The 18852-nt window shown below is 34.3% G+C and carries 18 protein-coding genes; 16 read left to right on the top strand and 2 right to left on the bottom strand.

Going from position 1 to position 18852, the window contains the following annotated elements:
* Window positions 1–16: 16 nt before the first annotated feature.
* From ACM55K_RS11855 to ACM55K_RS11785, 15 genes are all read left to right on the top strand, one after another.
* Window positions 17–1270, top strand: coding sequence for a dihydrolipoamide acetyltransferase family protein (locus ACM55K_RS11855; protein ID WP_416850456.1), 1254 nt, complete (start codon window positions 17–19; stop codon window positions 1268–1270).
* 105 nt (window positions 1271–1375) lie between these two features.
* Window positions 1376–2365, top strand: a complete 990-nt coding sequence (locus tag ACM55K_RS11850; protein ID WP_416850455.1) for an NAD(P)-dependent oxidoreductase — start codon at window positions 1376–1378, stop codon at window positions 2363–2365.
* 101 nt (window positions 2366–2466) lie between these two features.
* Window positions 2467–3570 (top strand): site-2 protease family protein, encoded by a 1104-nt coding sequence (locus tag ACM55K_RS11845; RefSeq protein ID WP_416850454.1) that lies wholly within the window; start codon window positions 2467–2469, stop codon window positions 3568–3570.
* Window positions 3557–4714: a phospholipase D-like domain-containing protein gene (locus ACM55K_RS11840; RefSeq protein ID WP_416850453.1), complete on the top strand. Its 1158-nt coding sequence runs from the start codon at window positions 3557–3559 to the stop codon at window positions 4712–4714. Before ACM55K_RS11845 ends, ACM55K_RS11840 begins: the two co-directional genes overlap by 14 nt.
* A gap of 192 nt (window positions 4715–4906) precedes the next feature.
* A complete protein-coding gene (locus ACM55K_RS11835; protein ID WP_416850452.1) occupies window positions 4907–5032 on the top strand; it encodes a hypothetical protein in 126 nt (41 codons plus the stop codon).
* 186 nt (window positions 5033–5218) lie between these two features.
* Window positions 5219–6280: a reverse transcriptase domain-containing protein gene (locus ACM55K_RS11830; protein ID WP_416850450.1), complete on the top strand. Its 1062-nt coding sequence runs from the start codon at window positions 5219–5221 to the stop codon at window positions 6278–6280.
* Between the two features lie 242 nt (window positions 6281–6522).
* Entirely contained in the window at window positions 6523–7101 is a 579-nt protein-coding gene (locus ACM55K_RS11825; protein WP_416850448.1) for a YceI family protein, read from the top strand.
* A gap of 257 nt (window positions 7102–7358) precedes the next feature.
* Window positions 7359–7787: a universal stress protein gene (locus tag ACM55K_RS11820; RefSeq protein ID WP_416850446.1), complete on the top strand. Its 429-nt coding sequence runs from the start codon at window positions 7359–7361 to the stop codon at window positions 7785–7787.
* A gap of 108 nt (window positions 7788–7895) precedes the next feature.
* Window positions 7896–8798, top strand: coding sequence for a DnaJ C-terminal domain-containing protein (locus tag ACM55K_RS11815; RefSeq protein ID WP_416850445.1), 903 nt, complete (start codon window positions 7896–7898; stop codon window positions 8796–8798).
* Complete coding sequence (locus ACM55K_RS11810; RefSeq protein WP_416850444.1) at window positions 8795–9088, top strand: chaperone modulator CbpM; 294 nt, start codon at window positions 8795–8797, stop codon at window positions 9086–9088. Before ACM55K_RS11815 ends, ACM55K_RS11810 begins: the two co-directional genes overlap by 4 nt.
* 387 nt (window positions 9089–9475) lie before the next feature.
* Window positions 9476–10258: an MlaE family ABC transporter permease gene (locus ACM55K_RS11805; protein WP_416850443.1), complete on the top strand. Its 783-nt coding sequence runs from the start codon at window positions 9476–9478 to the stop codon at window positions 10256–10258.
* A 6-nt stretch (window positions 10259–10264) separates the two neighbouring features.
* Entirely contained in the window at window positions 10265–11017 is a 753-nt protein-coding gene (locus ACM55K_RS11800) for an ABC transporter ATP-binding protein (RefSeq protein WP_416850442.1), read from the top strand.
* 8 nt (window positions 11018–11025) lie between these two features.
* Complete coding sequence (locus tag ACM55K_RS11795) at window positions 11026–12003, top strand: MlaD family protein (RefSeq protein WP_416850440.1); 978 nt, start codon at window positions 11026–11028, stop codon at window positions 12001–12003.
* Window positions 12004–12047: 44 nt separating this feature from the next.
* Window positions 12048–13085, top strand: coding sequence for a glycoside hydrolase family 130 protein (locus ACM55K_RS11790; protein WP_416850439.1), 1038 nt, complete (start codon window positions 12048–12050; stop codon window positions 13083–13085).
* 10 nt (window positions 13086–13095) lie between these two features.
* Entirely contained in the window at window positions 13096–15318 is a 2223-nt protein-coding gene (locus tag ACM55K_RS11785) for a glycosyltransferase (protein ID WP_416850438.1), read from the top strand.
* Between the two features lie 208 nt (window positions 15319–15526).
* Here the strand turns inward: ACM55K_RS11785 and ACM55K_RS11780 are convergent, their stop codons facing one another.
* Together ACM55K_RS11780 and ACM55K_RS11775 are read right to left on the bottom strand one after the other, a co-directional pair.
* A complete protein-coding gene (locus tag ACM55K_RS11780) occupies window positions 15527–16651 on the bottom strand; it encodes a cysteine desulfurase family protein (protein ID WP_416850437.1) in 1125 nt (374 codons plus the stop codon).
* An 18-nt stretch (window positions 16652–16669) separates the two neighbouring features.
* Window positions 16670–17590: an EamA family transporter gene (locus tag ACM55K_RS11775; protein ID WP_416850436.1), complete on the bottom strand. Its 921-nt coding sequence runs from the start codon at window positions 17588–17590 to the stop codon at window positions 16670–16672.
* A gap of 195 nt (window positions 17591–17785) precedes the next feature.
* Here ACM55K_RS11775 and ACM55K_RS11770 point away from each other — a divergent pair, with 195 nt between their 5' ends.
* Window positions 17786–18742 carry a hypothetical protein gene (locus ACM55K_RS11770; RefSeq protein WP_416850435.1) on the top strand — a complete coding sequence of 319 codons (957 nt, stop codon included), beginning with the start codon at window positions 17786–17788 and terminating at the stop codon, window positions 18740–18742.
* Window positions 18743–18852: the final 110 nt, after the last annotated feature.

The raw sequence follows: 18852 nt of genomic DNA, 5'->3' as shown, positions 1-18852 counted from the left end.
AAAAAAATGATACGCCATGATTGAATTTTTAATGCCTAGTTTGGGCGCGGATATGGAAGACGCTACATTGATCGAATGGAAAAAAAAACCAGGAGATACAGTGAAGCATGGGGATATTATTGCCGAAGTTGAAACACAGAAAGAACTGATTGAAATTGAAATATTTGAAGAAGGAACCATTGGAGAATTGCTTATTAAAGAAGGTACTAAAGTCCCCGTGGGAACTGTAATGGCATTAATAAATCCTCGCGAAGTAACATCGGAAACAAAAAAAGAAGAAAAAATTCCAGAATCGATACCATTACAATCGATAGAAGAAAAAATAATAGAATCAATTGATACTCCGAAAGTTGAAGACCTTTCTATCAAAACAGCTCCATTAGTCGAAAGAATTTCAGAGGATAATGACCTTCCTAAAATAACGGGAACTGGACCTGATGAAGCCATTACCAAAGATGATATGGACAATACACTTGAAAAAATTGAAACTGATGATAATCATAATGACCTTTCGAAAATAACAGGAACTGAACCTGATGAAGCCATTACCAAAGATAAAATTGAAAACACGGAGGAAATACCAATTGAAACAGAAAAACAGAGCAGTATTGCTGAAGCAATTCGTTCTGAAGTTGTGGCTGCTATGATTCAGTCCAACAGGGAAATTCCACATTATTATCTGGAGAAAAGAATTGATATGACAAATGTACTGGCATGGTTGCAGGTAGCGAATAGTAAACGTAGTCAGAAACAACGGTTGCTTCCTATTGCGTTATTGATAAAAGCAACAGCAAAATCGCTCCTTGAATTTCCTGATCTGAATGCTACTTGGGATAATGGTTTACAGCTTAAAAAAGATATTAATATTGGTTTTGTAGTATCGTTACGCACTGGTGGTATTATCGTTCCAGCCCTTCATCACGTCAATATAAAAAGTATTGATGAAATCATGGATGCCTTAAATGATATTATTCCAAGAGCTCGAGCATTGCGATTATTAAGTTCAGAATTAAGTGATTCGACCATAACCCTAACAAGTATAGGCGACGGCGGAGCTGATACCGTTTTTGGTGTAATTTATCCTCCGCAAGTAGCTATTATCGGTTTTGGAAGTATTTCGGAACAGCCTTTTGCCGAAAACGAAATGATAGGTATCAGGTCTTGTGTTTCTGTGACGTTAGCTGGTGATCACCGCGCTACAGACGGATTAACAGGCAGTCGATTTTTAGTTACTTTAAACAAATATTTACAAATTCCTGAAGCATTATAGTTGCGCTAAATGAAAAATCAGGAATTGAAACCCCTGAACAGGATTATGGGTAAATTACTACTTTAAAACATTAGTACCTTACATTAGAAATAAAAAACAACAAAAATGAAAGTATTAGTCTATAGCATATTTGGTTTTGACAAACCTTTCCTAAAAAAAGCAGCCCATGGAAATCACGAATTGGTTTTCACGGGTAAATCTTTGAGTAAAAGCACGGTAAACTTCGCCAAAGGGTTTGATGCCGTTTCGCTTTTCACCTCTGATGATGCCTCGGAAACGGTATTGGAAAAACTATACATCCACGGTATTAAATACATTGCCCTACGTACTACAGGTGCCGAGAATATTGATCTGAAAAGAGCAAAATCCTTAGCAATAAAGGTGGCAAACGTCCCTGCTTATTCGCCTTACTCTATTGCTGAACTTGCTGTATCGTTATTATTGGCAGTAAATAGGAAACTTGTTTTAGGCCAGACGCTAATGCAAATAGGCGATTATCGTCTGGATCATTTAGTGGGTTTTGATTTGCATGGAAAAACAATAGGCATTATTGGAACCGGGGAAATTGGTGCTGCTTTTGCACGAATTATGCATGGTTTTGGGTGTAGCCTTTTGGCTTTTGACAAGGAAGAAAATAAGGAGTTAAGGGATGAAATTCCAATCACTTATACTTCACTGGAAGAGGTTTGTAAAAATTCAGATGTAATTTCGGTGCATTCTCAATTAGATGAGACAACAAAACATTTGTTCAATAAAAACACTTTTTCGCAAATGAAAAAAGGAATGATTTTTATTAATACGGCTCAGGGAAGTATTGTTAATACGGAAGATTTAATAGAAGCGATCGAAAATAAAACACTGTCAGCAGTTGGTTTAGACGTTTATGAAAAGGAAAAACCGATATTTTTTCAAGATCATACTGACTCGCCCGTAAGTGATCCTATGTTTCTAAAACTTCGCTCATTTCCAAATGTTATGATTACAGGACATCAGGGGTTTTTGACTCAAGAAGTATTAGAGGGAATTGCTCATACCACAATTGCTAATTTAAATTCCTGGGCATACACTGGTATTTCTGAAAATGAAATAAACTGATTGCAGTTTAGTATTTATTTCTAAGCAAATACATACTGTTTTTTTTATCATTTACTATTTTTTCTAATCATACTATGATTAATGGTATTAAAACTAAAAAAATGAAAGGATCCTTTAAACTCGGAAAAATAGCAGGTATCGGAATATTTATCCATTGGACTTTCTCTTTACTTATTCTGTTTATCATTTTCATTAACTACAAAGCAGGACAGAACACTGTTCAAATAATATGGTCCGTTGCATTTATTCTATGCATTTTTGTTACTGTTTTATTACACGAACTGGGACATGCTTTGGCAGCAAAAAACTATAATATACTAACCAAAGACATCACGCTTTTGCCTATTGGCGGTTTAGCCCGATTAGAGCGAATCCCTGAAAAACCATTGGAAGAATTAATAGTTGCTTTAGCTGGTCCTTTGGTAAATTTCACCTTGGCATTTATCACCGGATTTTTTATTACGCTTCCTGATACTTCCGAAAAATTGATGGCTGAATTAGCCAATGGCGTAAATGCACATAATTTTTTACTCAATTTTTTTTTAGTCAATTTTTGGCTGGCACTTTTCAATTTAATTCCAGCTTTCCCAATGGATGGCGGCAGAGTTTTACGGGCATTATTATCTTTTAAATTACAACGTCATGTTGCCACAAGAATCTCAGCACGAATAGGTCAAATAGTAGCATTAGTTTTTATTCTTTTAGGTTTTTTCACCTCTCCTTTTTTGATTTTTATAGGTATATTTGTTATTATCGGAGCTCAAATTGAAGCTGATTATACCGAATCGAAATTCATACTGAAAGGTTTTAAAGTTCATGATGTCCTAATGAAAGATTATCAAAGGATTGATGCGAATGAAAAAGTAAAAAAAGCAGTTGAATTGTTGCTGGACAGCCAAAACAAGAATTTTTTGATCACTGAAAATGATATTGCAGTTGGAACACTCAATCGCGACCAAATTATAATGGCACTTTCTAAAAAAGGAGATGACGAATTCATTTATAATGTCATGGACCGAAATTTGATTTTTCTAGACAGTAATTCTCTTTTAGAAAACGTTTTTGAGCTGATACAACAGAATAAATCAACATTAATATTGGTTATGGAAAATAATAAACTAGCAGGAACTTTGGATATAGAAAATCTTATGGAATTCATTTTAATTAATGAAGTCAAAATAAATAAAGCCCATGACGAAAAGTAATAATGCCTTTACTGCTCCTAAAAGCCTTGCGCTTGTTTACAGTGGCGAAGATTATTTTTCTCGATTAGAAACTATTATCCGTAATTCTCAATTTGAAATCCACATCCAAATGTATCTTTTTGAAGATGATACAACTGGAAGAAGAATTATTACTGTATTAAAAGAAGCAGCTTCGCGCAATGTTAAAATTTATATCCTTTTGGATGGATTGGGCTCTTTGTCATTTCCTTCTGAAACTATAACCGAAATGAGACAAAGCGGGATTAACATTCGATTTTTTGCGCCTTTATTTTCAGCATATACCTTTTATCTTGGTCGAAGATTACACCGAAAAGTAGTTGTTGCTGATGCAAAAATTGCTCTAATTGGCGGGATTAACATAGCTGATAAATACTGTGGCACACCAATGGAAGCGCCTTGGCTTGACTATGCCGTTCAACTAAAAGGTACAATTGCCGAACCGCTTCAAAAACAATGTATTGCTATTTATTTTAAGAAAAGACGTTTTCAAAACAAAGAAATAAAATCAGCATTTCATATTCAGGAAGATGCTTTGGTACGCATCATTCAAAATGACTGGTTAAAAAGAAAAAATGAAATTTGTGATACGTATATTAAATCCATTCGGAATGCAAAAAAAGAAATAATTATAGTAGGAAGTTATTTTCTTCCTGGCATACGAATCATTCAGGCCTTGAAAAAAGCTTCTAAAAACAATGTAAAAATCAAATTAATTCTATCCGGAATTTCAGATCTTCCATTGACCAGACGCGCAACTTGTTTTCTTTATGGCAAACTGCTTGATTATAACATTGAATTGTACGAATGGGACAAATCTATTTTACATGGAAAAACAGCGGTTATTGACGGATATTGGACTACTATAGGTTCTTTTAACCTAAATAATTTAAGTTCGTACGGAAGTCTCGAAATTAATGTTGAAATAAATTCTGTTGTATTTTCTAAAATGTATCAAACGCAGCTCGAAGAGATTATTGGACAGTGCCAAAGAATAACTCCGGAATCTCTGAAAATGAAAACCAATATATTTACGAAATTCATCAACCTGCTATCGTATGGTATTACCCGAATAATAGAACTCATTGTCACTTATACGCCCTATAAACGTTTCTATAATTCATAAATACTATAGCAATTGTACTCAAAATATAAAAAAAAATATTTTAGTACTATAAAATAGTGTTAAAAAAATCAGCAGTATCAGTACTGTTAATTAAATATTTTTTGTAACTTTATGCATACTTTAAATCCCTTTAAAGTATTAAAAACAAGCATTTTATAAACTTTTAAAATACAAATTTAGAATTTAAAAAAAATGGAACCACATCGAATAAAAACTAAAAAAAAAGAGGAATGGATTCAAAAGGATTTCGAGAGTAAAATCCCGAAATTAAACCGAAAAACACTATTTCTTCCTAGTCAGGATGAATTATTCTTCTAGATTATTTCTCAAATAAATTTGTTAGCCTAGGTTAGCGACGGAGCCGTGAGTCACTGTTCTGTAATTGAATGCTCTTTCAAGCACCAGGTTTAAAAGATTCTCCGCAGAGCTCCGAACTTTTAAACCGGTATTCTTAATTGGAGTTAGGGACAAAAGAGTCCCTACTCCATTAACGATTTAAACCCTATGGATTTTATTCAATACAAAGAGACCTTTACACATGATGCCCATAAAAAAGGCTATTTAGAACAGAATATTAAACGCTGTCTGGATTATGCTGAAGTTTTATTTGCACATGATATTCCTGTAATTTATAATCCAACCCATTTATCACTTCTGGTCGGATACAAAAAAGAATTTCTAAAAAAAGCGGCTCTTTATCCAAAACGTTATTATCGGGATTTTGAGATTTTGAAAAAAAATGGTAGCAAACGGCTTATTTCTGAGCCACTTCCCAGTTTGAAAGAAATCCAAATTTGGATTCTCAGAAACATCCTTTATAAAGTGCCAGTTAGCCCTTTTGCGAAAGCGTATAAACCCAATGCAAGTATCCTAGAAAACCTTAGATTCCATAAAAACCAACCCAAAGTTTTCACGCTGGATTTAGAACATTTCTTTCCATCCATTGGCTTTGATGCCGTTGAAAAAGAATTTCTTGAATTGGGGTATTCCAAAATGGTTTCAAAACTGCTTTCAAAATTATGTCTTCGTGACGGAAGTTTGCCACAAGGTGCGCCAACGAGTCCGTATCTTTCGAATTTAATTTTCAAAGAAGCCGATGTGGTGATTTCTGATTATTGCATCCAACACAAAATAAGATACACCCGTTATGCGGACGATTTGAGTTTTTCCGGAGACTTTGACGAAAATAAGCTACTCCATAAAGTAATTGAAACCGTCGAAAAATTAAATTTTCATATCAATAAAAGCAAAACCAAACTCATGACGCCTAACAGCCGCCAAACTGTTACGGGAATTGTGGTTAATGAAAAACCGCAGGTCGTATTTCATAAGCGTAATGATTTGAGACAGGCGATGTATTACATCAATAAATTTGGTTTTCAAGAACACCGAGAATACAAAGAGATTGACCAAAAGAATTATTTGGAACATTTGTTAGGGAAAATAAATTTTGTACTGCAAATAAATCCAAAAGATTTGGAATTTATTAGATACAAAGCAATGCTGATAGACTTAAAAAAGAAACAAGATTTAAAAACGATGGAAGATGAATTATTGCCTATCTAATAATACAAACATCAATATTAAAAAGCTCCTTTTGGGGCTTTTTTAACTACTTAACCAACTGAAATAAAATATTTTATTTGATTTCAGCATTAAATAATTGATTAAATTTGAGATGTAAAATAGCTGAAATTTATAATTCGCTGTGGTCCGGATTTAGATATATCTCAATACCAGAAAACAATTGATCAAAATCCAATTTCAAACTTCTAAAAATCTTTATCAAATACTTAAAATTAAAGTCCATGAAAAAAATAACAGCAATTATCGTAACCTTATTTTTCTCTACTTTTCTATTGGCACAAACAACATGGAAAGCAGATCCTATGCATTCAAAACTAACTTTTAGCACCGTGCATCATGGTATTTCTGATATTGCCGGATTATTCAAAATATTTGAGATAACCGCTACAGCCAAAAAAGCTGATTTTAGTGATGCCTCTTTTGAACTTTCGACTGAAGTAGCCTCCATCAATACCGAAGTGGAAATGCGGGATAATCATTTGCGAAGTGCTGAATTCTTTGAAGTAGAAAAATATCCAAAAATGACTTTTAAAAGCTACTCCATAAAAAAATTCGGAAAAGAAAAAGGGAAATACAAACTAATGGGCAACCTTACCCTACACGGAATAACCAAGCCTGTAACACTGAATATGTGGTATAGAGGAACGATAGTAAATCCGCAATCAAAAGCGATCACAGCCGGATTTCAGTTTAGCGGCATTCTAAAACGATCTGATTTTGATATTGGTCCAAAATTTCCTGCACCAATGATTAGTGATGAAGTAAAAATTAAAGCTGATACTGAATTCATCAAACAATAATCCTTTATAATGCATTGTAAAAAACCTTGCCAATAGCAGCGGTTTACTAATTATAAAAACCATTTTTCTTCTCTTAAACAGCCCTGAATACGGCAATCATTTCATCGCTAATTCACTCATAATAAACACCTAATTCTTATTTTAACAACGAAAAATTGATTAAATTTGATAGTAGAAATAATCCCTTGGTTGGATGTTTTTTGTAATTCTGGATGCTTAGATTAAAGTAAAAAACTAATCAAGATGATATGGATAACATGAAAAAAATAGTAATCGCAGTTGATAATGACCCAACTTCAGAAAAAATTGCCTTAAAGGGTTTTCAGCTTGGTCTTCAACTACAGGCTGAAATTGCATTACTAAGCGTTGTTGACTTGACAATGCTTATAACTGAAGGCGCTGTCACTCCTAAGGAATTTGCTGATATTACCATAAACGACTACCAAAAAAATCTGCAAATGCTTGTTGATACTGTATTTAAGGATTATAAAGTTAGGACTTTTGTAGAAGAAGGAATGCCTCATGAAGTAATTTTGAATGTTGCCAAAGAATGGGATGCTGACATGATTGTTTTAGGCACACATGGCAGAACTGGATTTTCACATTTAATCATGGGCAGTGTTGCTGAAAAAGTAATCCGGCATTCAGAAATACCCATATTCATAATACCTACCAGATCACGATAGAAAAACTTCTTTCTAACAAAATGCATACGGAAGAAACAATTCGTAGATCAATGTAAAAAATATCAGTTAAATATTTGACAATCAATATAATTATAAAAATAATCCAGGATGGCATTTATAGACTATTACAAAATCCTAGAAGTGGATAAAAAAGCAACGGAAGCCGATATTAAAAAGGCCTATCGTAAAATGGCCCGAAAATACCATCCCGACTTAAATCCAAACGATAAGGAAGCAGAAAGAAAATTTAAAGAAATCAATGAGGCCAACGAAGTTTTGAGCCATGCTGAAAATCGTAAGAAATATGATGAGTACGGTGAAAACTGGCAACATGCTGAGCAATATGAACAAGCAAAACAGCAAGGAAACTATTCGAGAGGCGGCCAACAAGATGGTTTTGGAGGATTTAGTGGCGGTGGTGATTTTTCAGATTTTTTTGAATCTATGTTTGGTGGTCGTGCATCAGGAGGTGGCGGTCGCCGTCGTAGTGCCCAATATAAAGGACAAGATTTCAGTACCGAATTGCATCTGGACCTAAAAGACGTTTACACCACCCACAAACGAACCTTAACTATCAATGGCAAAAACATTCGAATCACTATTCCTGCCGGAGTCGAGAATGGGCAGCAAATAAAAATCGGGGGACTTGGGGGAGAAGGTGCCGGTGGTGGGCCAAAAGGGGATTTGTATATCACTTTCACTGTTGAAAACCACACTAATTTTAAGCTAGATAAACACAATTTATATTCCACATTGGATTTAGATTTATACACCGCCATCTTAGGTGGAGAAATCACCGCAGATACATTTGACGGAAAAGTAAAACTTACGGTAAAAACCGGAACCCAAAACGGAACTAAAGTAAAACTGAAAGGAAAAGGATTTCCTATTTATAAAAAAGAAGGAGAATTTGGTGATTTATACATTACCTATCAGGTACAAATCCCCACAAACCTTACTGAAAAAGAAAAAGAATTATTTACGGAACTTGCTAAGTTAAGAACGACATGAACATAGAAAACCTCATCCCTTTACCTACATTAAGTACCCATTACAAAGTTGAAATGGCATTTTTTAACAATCTCAGCGAGATGGGTTTACTCGAAATTAAAACAATCGAAGAGACACAATACATTCATCCAGACGCTATCTTCGAAATTGAAAAAATAATTCGGATGCATCAGGAATTAGACGTTAATATCGAAGGAATTGATGTTGTATTTAATCTTTTACAAAAAATAGAAGACTTGCAAAATGAATTAATCACCATTAAAAACAGATTGCGGTTGTACGAAAGTTGATTTGTATAAATAAAGGAGCTTACTTAGAATACTATTCTGCTTTTACCACAAGTATAAATTTGATTTTCAATGCTTTATAAATACTATATTTCTAACATCTATTTCATTATATAAGAATATTTCTAAACTCAATTTTTTCTGGATTTAGTACTATTCACGACTGCCTCCCATTTCAATTCCCCAATGTATTTCCTTTTATAAAATTCCAATTTATAAAAGGAAGAAGCACTCCATAAATGGCTAATTTCATCTTCCTTTTCTTAAAATCTATTTTTCCCGATAAAACCATCAAAAAAATAGACGAACAACACCTAAAAGCACTGTAAATCAGTGAAATAATCGTATATTTGGGTAGCCATTTTCTGTTAAAAATTAATTCATTCACTTATGGATAATTTTTCTAAAATAATCGAAATATTCAAAGGTTTTTTACTTGAAATTGGTGAACTCTCCTATTTTGCAGGTCGTTTTTTTAAAGAAGTTTTTAAGCACCCTTCAGAATTCAGGGAATTTATTCGCCAATGCTATTATATGGGAAACCGTTCCTTGCTTCTTGTTGCTGTTACGGGATTCATCATCGGTCTGGTTTTTACATTGCAATCACGTCCTACCTTACAAGAATTTGGTGCCGTTTCCTGGATGCCATCTATGGTGAGTATTTCGCTTATTAGAGAAATTGGGCCTATAATTACCGCTTTGATTTGTGCGGGACGTATCGGTTCCGGTATTGGTGCCGAATTAGGTTCGATGAGAGTTACAGAACAAATTGATGCTATGGAAGTTTCAGGAACGAATCCTTTCAAATATTTAGTGGTTACACGCATATTAGCAACCACTTTTATGCTTCCTGTTTTAGTTTTTTTTGGAGATGCTATCGCAATTTTTGGTTCTTTTTTGGTGGAAAACATCAAAGGAAATGTGTCTTTTTTATTGTATTACAATCAGGTTTTTGATGCGTTAGAATTTGGCGATTTAATACCTGCAACGATTAAAACTTTCTTTTTTGGATTTGCTATAGGATTAGTGGGCTGTTTTAAGGGATATTATTGTAAAAAAGGAACTGCTGGTGTGGGCTTAGCGGCAAACTCTGCAGTGGTTTTCACCTCTATGTTACTTTTTATTATTGACTTTATTGCTGTTTTTGTGACTGATATTTTTTATGATCTATAACTGATTATGAGTACGACAATACAAAATAAAAACCCTATTATAGAAATCAAAGACTTACAAAAAAGCTATGGTGATAATCATGTTTTGGATGGTTTTCATATGGTTTTGTACGAGGGTGAAAATCTGGTTATCATGGGTAAATCCGGTTCTGGAAAATCAGTAATGATAAAATGCTTAATTGGACTAGAAGAGCATGACAGCGGCTCTATTGTAGTGATGGGAAAAGAGATTAGTGAACTAGACCATGAGGAATTAGATGAACTTCGAACAGAAGTTGGCTTTCTTTTTCAAGGAAGTGCACTTTATGATTCCATGACTGTTAGGGAAAATCTGGAATTCCCATTGCGCCGTCACAAAAAAAAATTCGGAAAAATAAAAGACACCACACCATTAGTGATGGAGGCTTTGGAAAACGTAGGTTTAGCTCATACTCTTAATTTAATGCCTGAAGAACTTTCGGGAGGAATGAAACGAAGAATTGCCTTAGCACGAACTTTAATTCTCCAACCTAAAATTATTCTTTATGACGAACCAACTACTGGGTTAGATCCTATAACTGCCAAAGAAATTTTGTTGTTAATGATGTCTATCCAAAAAAAATACAACACTTCGGCAATTATCATCACACATGATGTGGATTGCGCCCGAATGATTTCGAACAGGATGATTTTATTGGTCGATGGTATCAATTATATGGAAGGCAGTTTTGAGGAATTATCAATCTCAACTGATCCTAAAGTACAAGCTTTTTTTAAATAAGAATAAAAATGGAAAAAACGACATCACAAAAAATACGCCTTGGAATTTTTGTAATAATCGGGATAATAATTTTTATACTTGCCGTTTATTTCATTGGCGACAAACAAAAAATGTTTGGAAAAACCAATCATTTAAATGCAATTTTCAATAATGTGAGTGGTTTACAGTTAGGCAATAATGTACGTTATTCCGGAATAAATGTCGGGACAGTTCGTGCAATAGAAATGATTAATGATTCTACAATAAAAGTAGACATGCTCATTGATAATGCCATTTTTCGTCACATTAGAAAAAATGCTGTTGCCACTATAGGCTCTGATGGCTTAGTGGGAAATATGATCATAAATATTATTCCCGGGAAAGGGACTCAAGCTTCTATAGCTCCGGGAGATGAAATTCATTCCATAAATCGTATTCGAACGGATGATCTGCTCAATACACTTGGTGTCACTAATAAAAACGCAGCACTTCTTACGTCTGATTTACTTAAAATCACAAAGGAAATCACTGAAGGAAAAGGAACTATAGGTTTATTAATTAAAGATTCCATCTTGGCAACAGACTTGAAAGAAACCGTGCATTATTTAAAAATTACAGGAAAAGGGACTTCGGAGTCTGTAACAAAATTAAACCGACTCATTTCTTCATTGGACAATAAAGACAATGTGATAGGTGTTTTGAAAGATACGGCTTTAGCCAATAATGTTAAAACGATAGTCCATAATTTAGATCAATCGAGTACAGATATAAATAAAATGGTAACCAATCTTAACGCGACAATTGAAAATATAAAAGATGGAAAAGGCGCTATAAACTACCTTTCGAATGATCCAAAACTAGTACGGAAAATAGATTCTACAATGACTAATATTAACCAAGCCAGTTCATTGCTAAACGAAAATATGAAAGCTTTGCGACACAATTTCTTATTTAGGGGTTATTTTAAGAAACAGGAAAAAGCAAAATTAAAAGAGCAGAAAAAATAGGAAATTGAATCCGTACTGGAAAAGAAATCACAAAAAATCAACTCATGGTTACCGTAGAAAAACTTGGTATTATACTGAGTCCAACTGAAAGAGTATTTGAAAGCACAGGAGTTTTAAACCCTGGTGTGTACCAAGATGGGAATACAGTCCATTTTTTATATCGAGCGGTACAAAATGGAAATCGCTCCACTATTGGATATGCCAGAACAGAAGGCCCGATAAAAATAGTTGAAAGAGCAGAAAAACCTATCATTACGCAGGACTTTGATTATGAGAAACAAGGAGTTGAAGACCCAAGAATTGTAAAAATTGAAGGTACATATTACATAACTTACACTGCTTATGACGGTGTCAACGCTATAGGAGCCCTTGCTACTTCAAAAGATTTGATTCATTTTGAAAAACACGGCATAATTACTCCGACAGTTAATTATCAGGAATATGAAAGTCATGTAAATTTGTGTAATGCGAGTAAGCTAAACCCAAAATACCATGAATATTTTAATCTTTTTGCACAAATAGGACTCGAAAGCGATGAAACCCGATTACTTCGCGATAAAGATGTCGTATTGTTTCCAAGGAAAATAAATGGACAATTTGTCCTTTTGCATAGAATTTGGCCGGGTATTCAAATTGTAAAATTTGACAACTGGAAAGCTTTAACTTTATCTTTTTGGGAAAATTATCTGAAGAACTTAACCGATCATATTGTTTTAGATCCAAAAGATGCTTACGAAATGAGTTACATTGGAGCTGGAGTTCCACCAATAGAAACTCCTGACGGATGGTTACTAATTTATCATGGGGTACACGAAACAACAACGGGCAAAATCTATCATGCTAAGGCTGCCTTGTTGCATTTAGAAAAACCTGAAATTGAGATATCCAGACTCCCCTATCCGCTTTTCTCTCCTACCAAACAATGGGAAATAGAAGGCGAAGACAACGATGTCGTATTCCCAACAGGTCATGCCTTGTTCGGGAATGAGCTTTATATATACTATGGTGCAGCTGACAAACATATTGCCGTTGCTAAAATGAATATCAACGAATTGCTACTTGAATTAAGAAAGCAACCTTAAAAAAAGCGTCATGAAATTTGAAAAAGTCATAAAAATGCTAATTGTAAGTTCTTATTCGCCAAGAGAATGCGGGATAGCGACTTTTTCTAATGACGTTGTAAATGCTGTGGAAATTGTTTTTGGGGAAACACTTCCTGTCGAGGTTTGTGCTTTGCAAAATAGCGACCAAAACTTCTCCTATAATGCTGAAGTAACCTATATTTTGCCTGTTGATTCATTAGAGCATTATAGGCTCGTTGCAGAGAAAATAAACGAACGAAATGACATTGGCTTGGTTTGTATTCAACATGAATTTGGACTTTTTAGAGGAGATTATGGTGATAATATACTCTCTTTTATATTAGCGCTAAACAAACCAATTGTTACCGTTTTTCATACTGTGCTCCCAAACCCAGATGAAAAAAGAAAGAAAATTGTTCATGCCATAGCTGATTTATCCGATAGAATTATTGTGCTTACCAAAAATTCAGAAGCTATTTTGACTAGAGATTACGAATTGCCTAAAATGAAAACAATCGTAATTCCGCATGGCAATCATACTGTATTATGGGAACAAAAAGAGGAATTAAAAAACAAATATGATTTCTCCAATAAAATAGTAATGTCCACATTTGGTTTAATCAATAAAAACAAAGGCATTGAAACCGTATTACGCGCTTTGCCGGAAATTGTCAAGAAACATCCTGAAGTCATTTATTTAGTAATTGGCAAAACGCATCCTGAAATAATTTGTTGCGAAGGGGAAAAATATCGGGATATCCTTACTGGTATTGTCCATGAACTCCGTTTGGAAAACAATGTTATTTTTATCAATGAATATCTTCAATTGTGGCAATTACTGGAATATTTAACGGTATCAGATATCTATTTATTTTCTTCTAAAGACCCCAACCAAGCTGTCAGTGGAACTTTTGCTTATGCGATGAGCTGTGGTTGTGCCGTTATTTCCACACCTATTCCACACGCAGTTGAATCTCTTGTAAATGGTAACGGAATACTATTGAATGGATTTGATAAATCAGAAGAATTCGAAAAAGCAATTTTGTATCTTATCGAAAACAAAGAGCAACGGGTTACTATGGGCAAAAATGCATTTTCATTGGCGCATGCCACAACATGGGAAAATATTGCTATTCAATATCGGCTATTATTCGATCAATTGACGAATCGGGAAGAAGATTTGAAGTTTAATTTTCCGCCCATAAAATTAGACCATATTAAGAAACTCACCACTGATTTTGGAATTCTTCAATTTTCAAAATTCAGTCAGCCTGATCCTGAGTCTGGTTATACTTTGGATGATAATGCCAGAGCATTAATCAATATGGTGCTATTTAACAAGGTTTTCCCTGACAAACATGTTTTGAACCTTGCAAATATCTATTTAAACTTTATAGAAGGCATTCAACGAAACAATGGCTGGTTCGACAATTACAAAGACTTTGACCATCAATTAACGAAACAAAATGGAGAAGTAAATCTTGAAGATGCTAACGGGAGAGCCTTATGGAGTTTAGGAACCGTAATTGCACATAGAGAATCGGTACCTGCAGAGATGATTTTACAGGCAGAAAAATGTTGGAATAAAGCAATCAAAAGAATTGACGACATTAAATCCCCAAGAGCCATTGCCTATGCTTTGAAAGGTTTGTACCTCTATTATTCAGCTTATAAAGAAGAAGCTATAAGGCAGAATATAGAAAAATTTGCTGATGAACTGTTGCGTCATTATCATATCAATTCAGCCGAAAACTGGTGTTGGTATGAAGATTATATGACTTATGCCAATAACGTTTTACCCGAAGCTATGATGTACAGTTATTTAGTTACAAAAAATCCTAAGTATAAAAAAATTGCGCTAATCACATTTGATTTTCTCCTTTCTCATTATTTTATGAAAGGACAGTTAAAAGTAATCTCAAACAGAGGCTGGTTCAAGAAAGAAAATGAAAGAGTTTTCTATGGAGAACAACCTATCGAAGTAGCCACTACGATTATTGCATTGGATTTATTTTATGATGTAACCAAAAACAAAAAATACAAAGACCAATTAAAACTCGCTTTTATCTGGTTTTTAGGCAACAATCATCTGAAACAAATCATGTATAATCCTGAAAATGGTGCTTCCTATGATGGATTAGAGGACAAACACATCAACATCAATCAAGGGGCGGAATCTACCTTATGCTATTTCAAAGCCAGATTAATCATGGAAAAATATACTGAGAATTAACCAATTTTTAAATTACAATTTGGGCGTGCCCCTACGTAAAAACTTCGGGTCGTGCTGTACGTTCCCGCTTTTTTCTAGAGGCAAAAAAGCCTCTAGAAAAAGAGCTCCACTACCATCACTCACGCAAAAAAAAGTGCTAATTATAACATTAAGTCTTGCAAATAAACAAATTCAGCACATATGTAATTTGTTCATTTGTAAGTGCTCTTTAAATACTTTTCAAAGCTTCAATGAGTAAATCAATATCCTCTTTGGAGTTATAATGACTTAAAGAAATGCGCAAACTTGGTTTTCTCAAATCTTCATTCGAAAGCATTTCCGCTAATACATGCGAAGGTTTTACACTTCCGCTTTGACACGCACTACCGCGAGAAACTGCAATTCCTTTCATGTCCAAATGGAATAAAATCATCGCGGTTTTATCATCTGAAAAAGGCAATAAAACATTCAATATATTATAAAATCCATCAACGCTTCCATTGATTACAAAAGCTGGAAATTCAGTTTCGAGTTGGGTAATCAAATAGTTTTTCACTTCAGAGATATACTTTCTTTCTGCTTCTAAATTAGTATAGGAAAGCTCCAGCGCTTTTGCCATTCCCGCAATTTGGTGCAAAGCTTCGGTTCCTGCTCGCAATCCTTTTTCCTGTTCACCTCCAAAAAATAAGGGTTGTAAACCGGAGTTTTTTCGAATAAAAGCAAACCCAACCCCTTTAGGACCGTGAAATTTATGAGCGCTTGCCACAATAAAATTAATGGGTAGCACTTGTAAATCAATTGCAGTTTTCCCAACGGACTGCACGGTATCCGAATGAAACAAAACATTGTGTTCTTGACAAATAAGTCCTACTCTATCCAAATCTAAAATGGTTCCTGTTTCGTTATTCACATGCATCAGGCTTACCAAAGTTTTCTTTTTCTGAGAAAGCAGTTCTACTAAATCAGTGATATCAATTTCGCCATTTGGCTTGACAGCCACATAATCAACCTGAATACCGTATTCGCTTTGCAAAACTAAAATCGTATATAAAACGGCGTGATGCTCGATTTTACTGGTAATGATTCGCTCCACTTTTAGGTCTTTAACGGCAGAACGAAGAATCCAATTATTGGCCTCGGTACCACAGGAAGTAAAAATTATTTCTTGCGCGGTACCATTCAATTGTTTTGCAATTGACTTTCTGGAAAGCTCCAAAATACTTTTGGCATTGCGGCCAAAACTATGCGTTGACGATGGATTTCCATAATCTTCGGCCATAACTTTAGTCATTTCTTGAATAACTTCCGGACGAATTGCTGTTGTAGAAGCGTTATCGAGATATACTTTTTTCATTTTTTGAAATTATTAAAATTATTTTGAAGCTTCCATTTCTGATGGTGTGGCTTTCAATTTTCTGGAAAAGATCAGTTTCTCATTAAAAACCACTATCGAAACCAAAATCAGAAAATAGGAAAACAATTGAAGGTTCGTTACCTGCTCATGGTAATAGAATATGGCCAATAGAAAGCCAATAATTGGATTAATATAGATCATAATTCCAACTGCTGACGAATTAATCCCTTTCAATGCATACAAATTTAAAAACAAAGGAATAATCGTAAAAAAGACTACGATTACTAACAAACAGCTGTAAAACAATGATTCTGTGGGTAAGGTTCCACTATAATTTGGATAAAAAGGCAAGAGAATTAGGGCTGTAAAAACCAATTGAATAGTCAAAACAAGGAATTTATCCAATCCACTATTTTTTCGTTGACTCACTAAATACATTGCATAAGTTGCTGCTGTGATAAGGCTATAGAAAATATCTTCAAAATGATTGAACGACAATAAAACACAACTGAAAGCACTTATCATGACTGCAATCCACTGCCATTTACTCAGTTTTTCTTTCAATATAAAAAAAGCCAATATCGTGGTTAGAATAGGACATATTAAATAGGCTAAAGAAGCAGCTTTTACACTAACATGATTCATCACGTAAATAAAAACAAACCAGTTTGAAGATAAAAACATCCCGCCTCCCAGCGTCAACACAATGACACTTCGTTTCTGTTTTGCAGTCATACTTTTGAACTGACTCCAATTCTTTTTTAAAATTTTTCTTCGAAACGAAAGATTAATCAATAACATGGTAACAACACTAAAAAAAACGCGGTAAAATAAAATATCCAAAGACGGGTAATTATGCAACGGTTTTAATGCTAAACTAAAAAATCCCCATACAAAAAAGGCAGAAAATGCAGCTAAATAATATTTGTTAAGTCTCATATATGCTATAAATTGAAGCAAAGGTAATGATTTCTATTCGCTTTGAATTGTCGTAATCTTTCCATTTTCAATAAAGCTTCAATAACCATTATTAGAAATTTAAAAGCCTAATATCCTGTTAAATTCCATGTTTTTGAACAGGAATGTAATTGGAACAAATTAAAAATTCTATTTTTGTTTCAAATAGTATAAAAAATGAAAAGAGTTGTAAGTATATTAGCCTTAGTAATGTTACTAAATGCTTGTGATGACGGTAATTTAACCCAAGAAGACATTAATTTTGAAGACATTGCTACACAAAGTTGCGCTATCAATAATATCATCTATAAACTGAAAGATAAGGAATCATTACTTCTTGAAATCCCTAAAACAACCTTTACTACTGAACCCAATACAGTGGGCCAACCAACCATATTAGACATTAGTAGCGCTAATAGAGTTATTTATCGTTTTTATAACGGGACAGTATCAGCATCTAACATTTGTGAAACTATTCCGCCCGTAACGCCTATTGTAACGGATCAATGGACTGCTACTGATGGTAAAATACAAATATTTACTACCGCTGTAAAAACTACAAATACTACGGATAACAGCACCCGCATTACAGGCTACAATCACAATATCGTTTTCAAGAATGTCACTTTTGCAAAAAGTAGTGGTACTCAGGTTTATGAAACATTCCCTTTTGGAGACTATGTTACAACAGCAACTGCATTGCCTTTTCAATTTGATCAAACTGTAGAACAATGCAGCGCTTCGAAACAAATTTATAATTATACCAGTAGCGAAGCACTGATATTAGACATCGATCCTAGTCTAATTGTAAGCTCTGCCACACCTCTAAATACACCAAGAACCGGACTTATAGGTGCCACAGTTAACAAACTTACGTACCGATTATTTTCAGGTTTGCTTACTTCAAGCTACTTCTGTGTAACTCCAGTCCCTGCAACTCCAGTTGTAAGCGAAGAGTGGATTGCGGCCTCAGGAGTGTCAAATGTGAGCGGAATTATTGAAGTAACCACCACCACTTTGGGTGCAGGATTTAAACATGTCATCGTGCTTAAAAATGTTACAATGAAGAAAGGAACTAACGATTTCAAGCTTGGAGACAGCTTCATTTATGGTGAACTTTTAACTACTAATTAAACACAATTACAAGCCCGAAACCGGGCTTATTTTACCCATAAAAAAGCGTCGATTCTCAAGATAATTTTCAACTGAAAATGGCTTAGAATCGACGCTTTTTTTATGCTTAA

Source organism: Flavobacterium arabinosi (assembly GCF_048158725.1).
Taxonomy (GTDB): domain Bacteria; phylum Bacteroidota; class Bacteroidia; order Flavobacteriales; family Flavobacteriaceae; genus Flavobacterium; species Flavobacterium arabinosi.
This window is presented reverse-complemented; position numbering and strand designations above follow the sequence as displayed.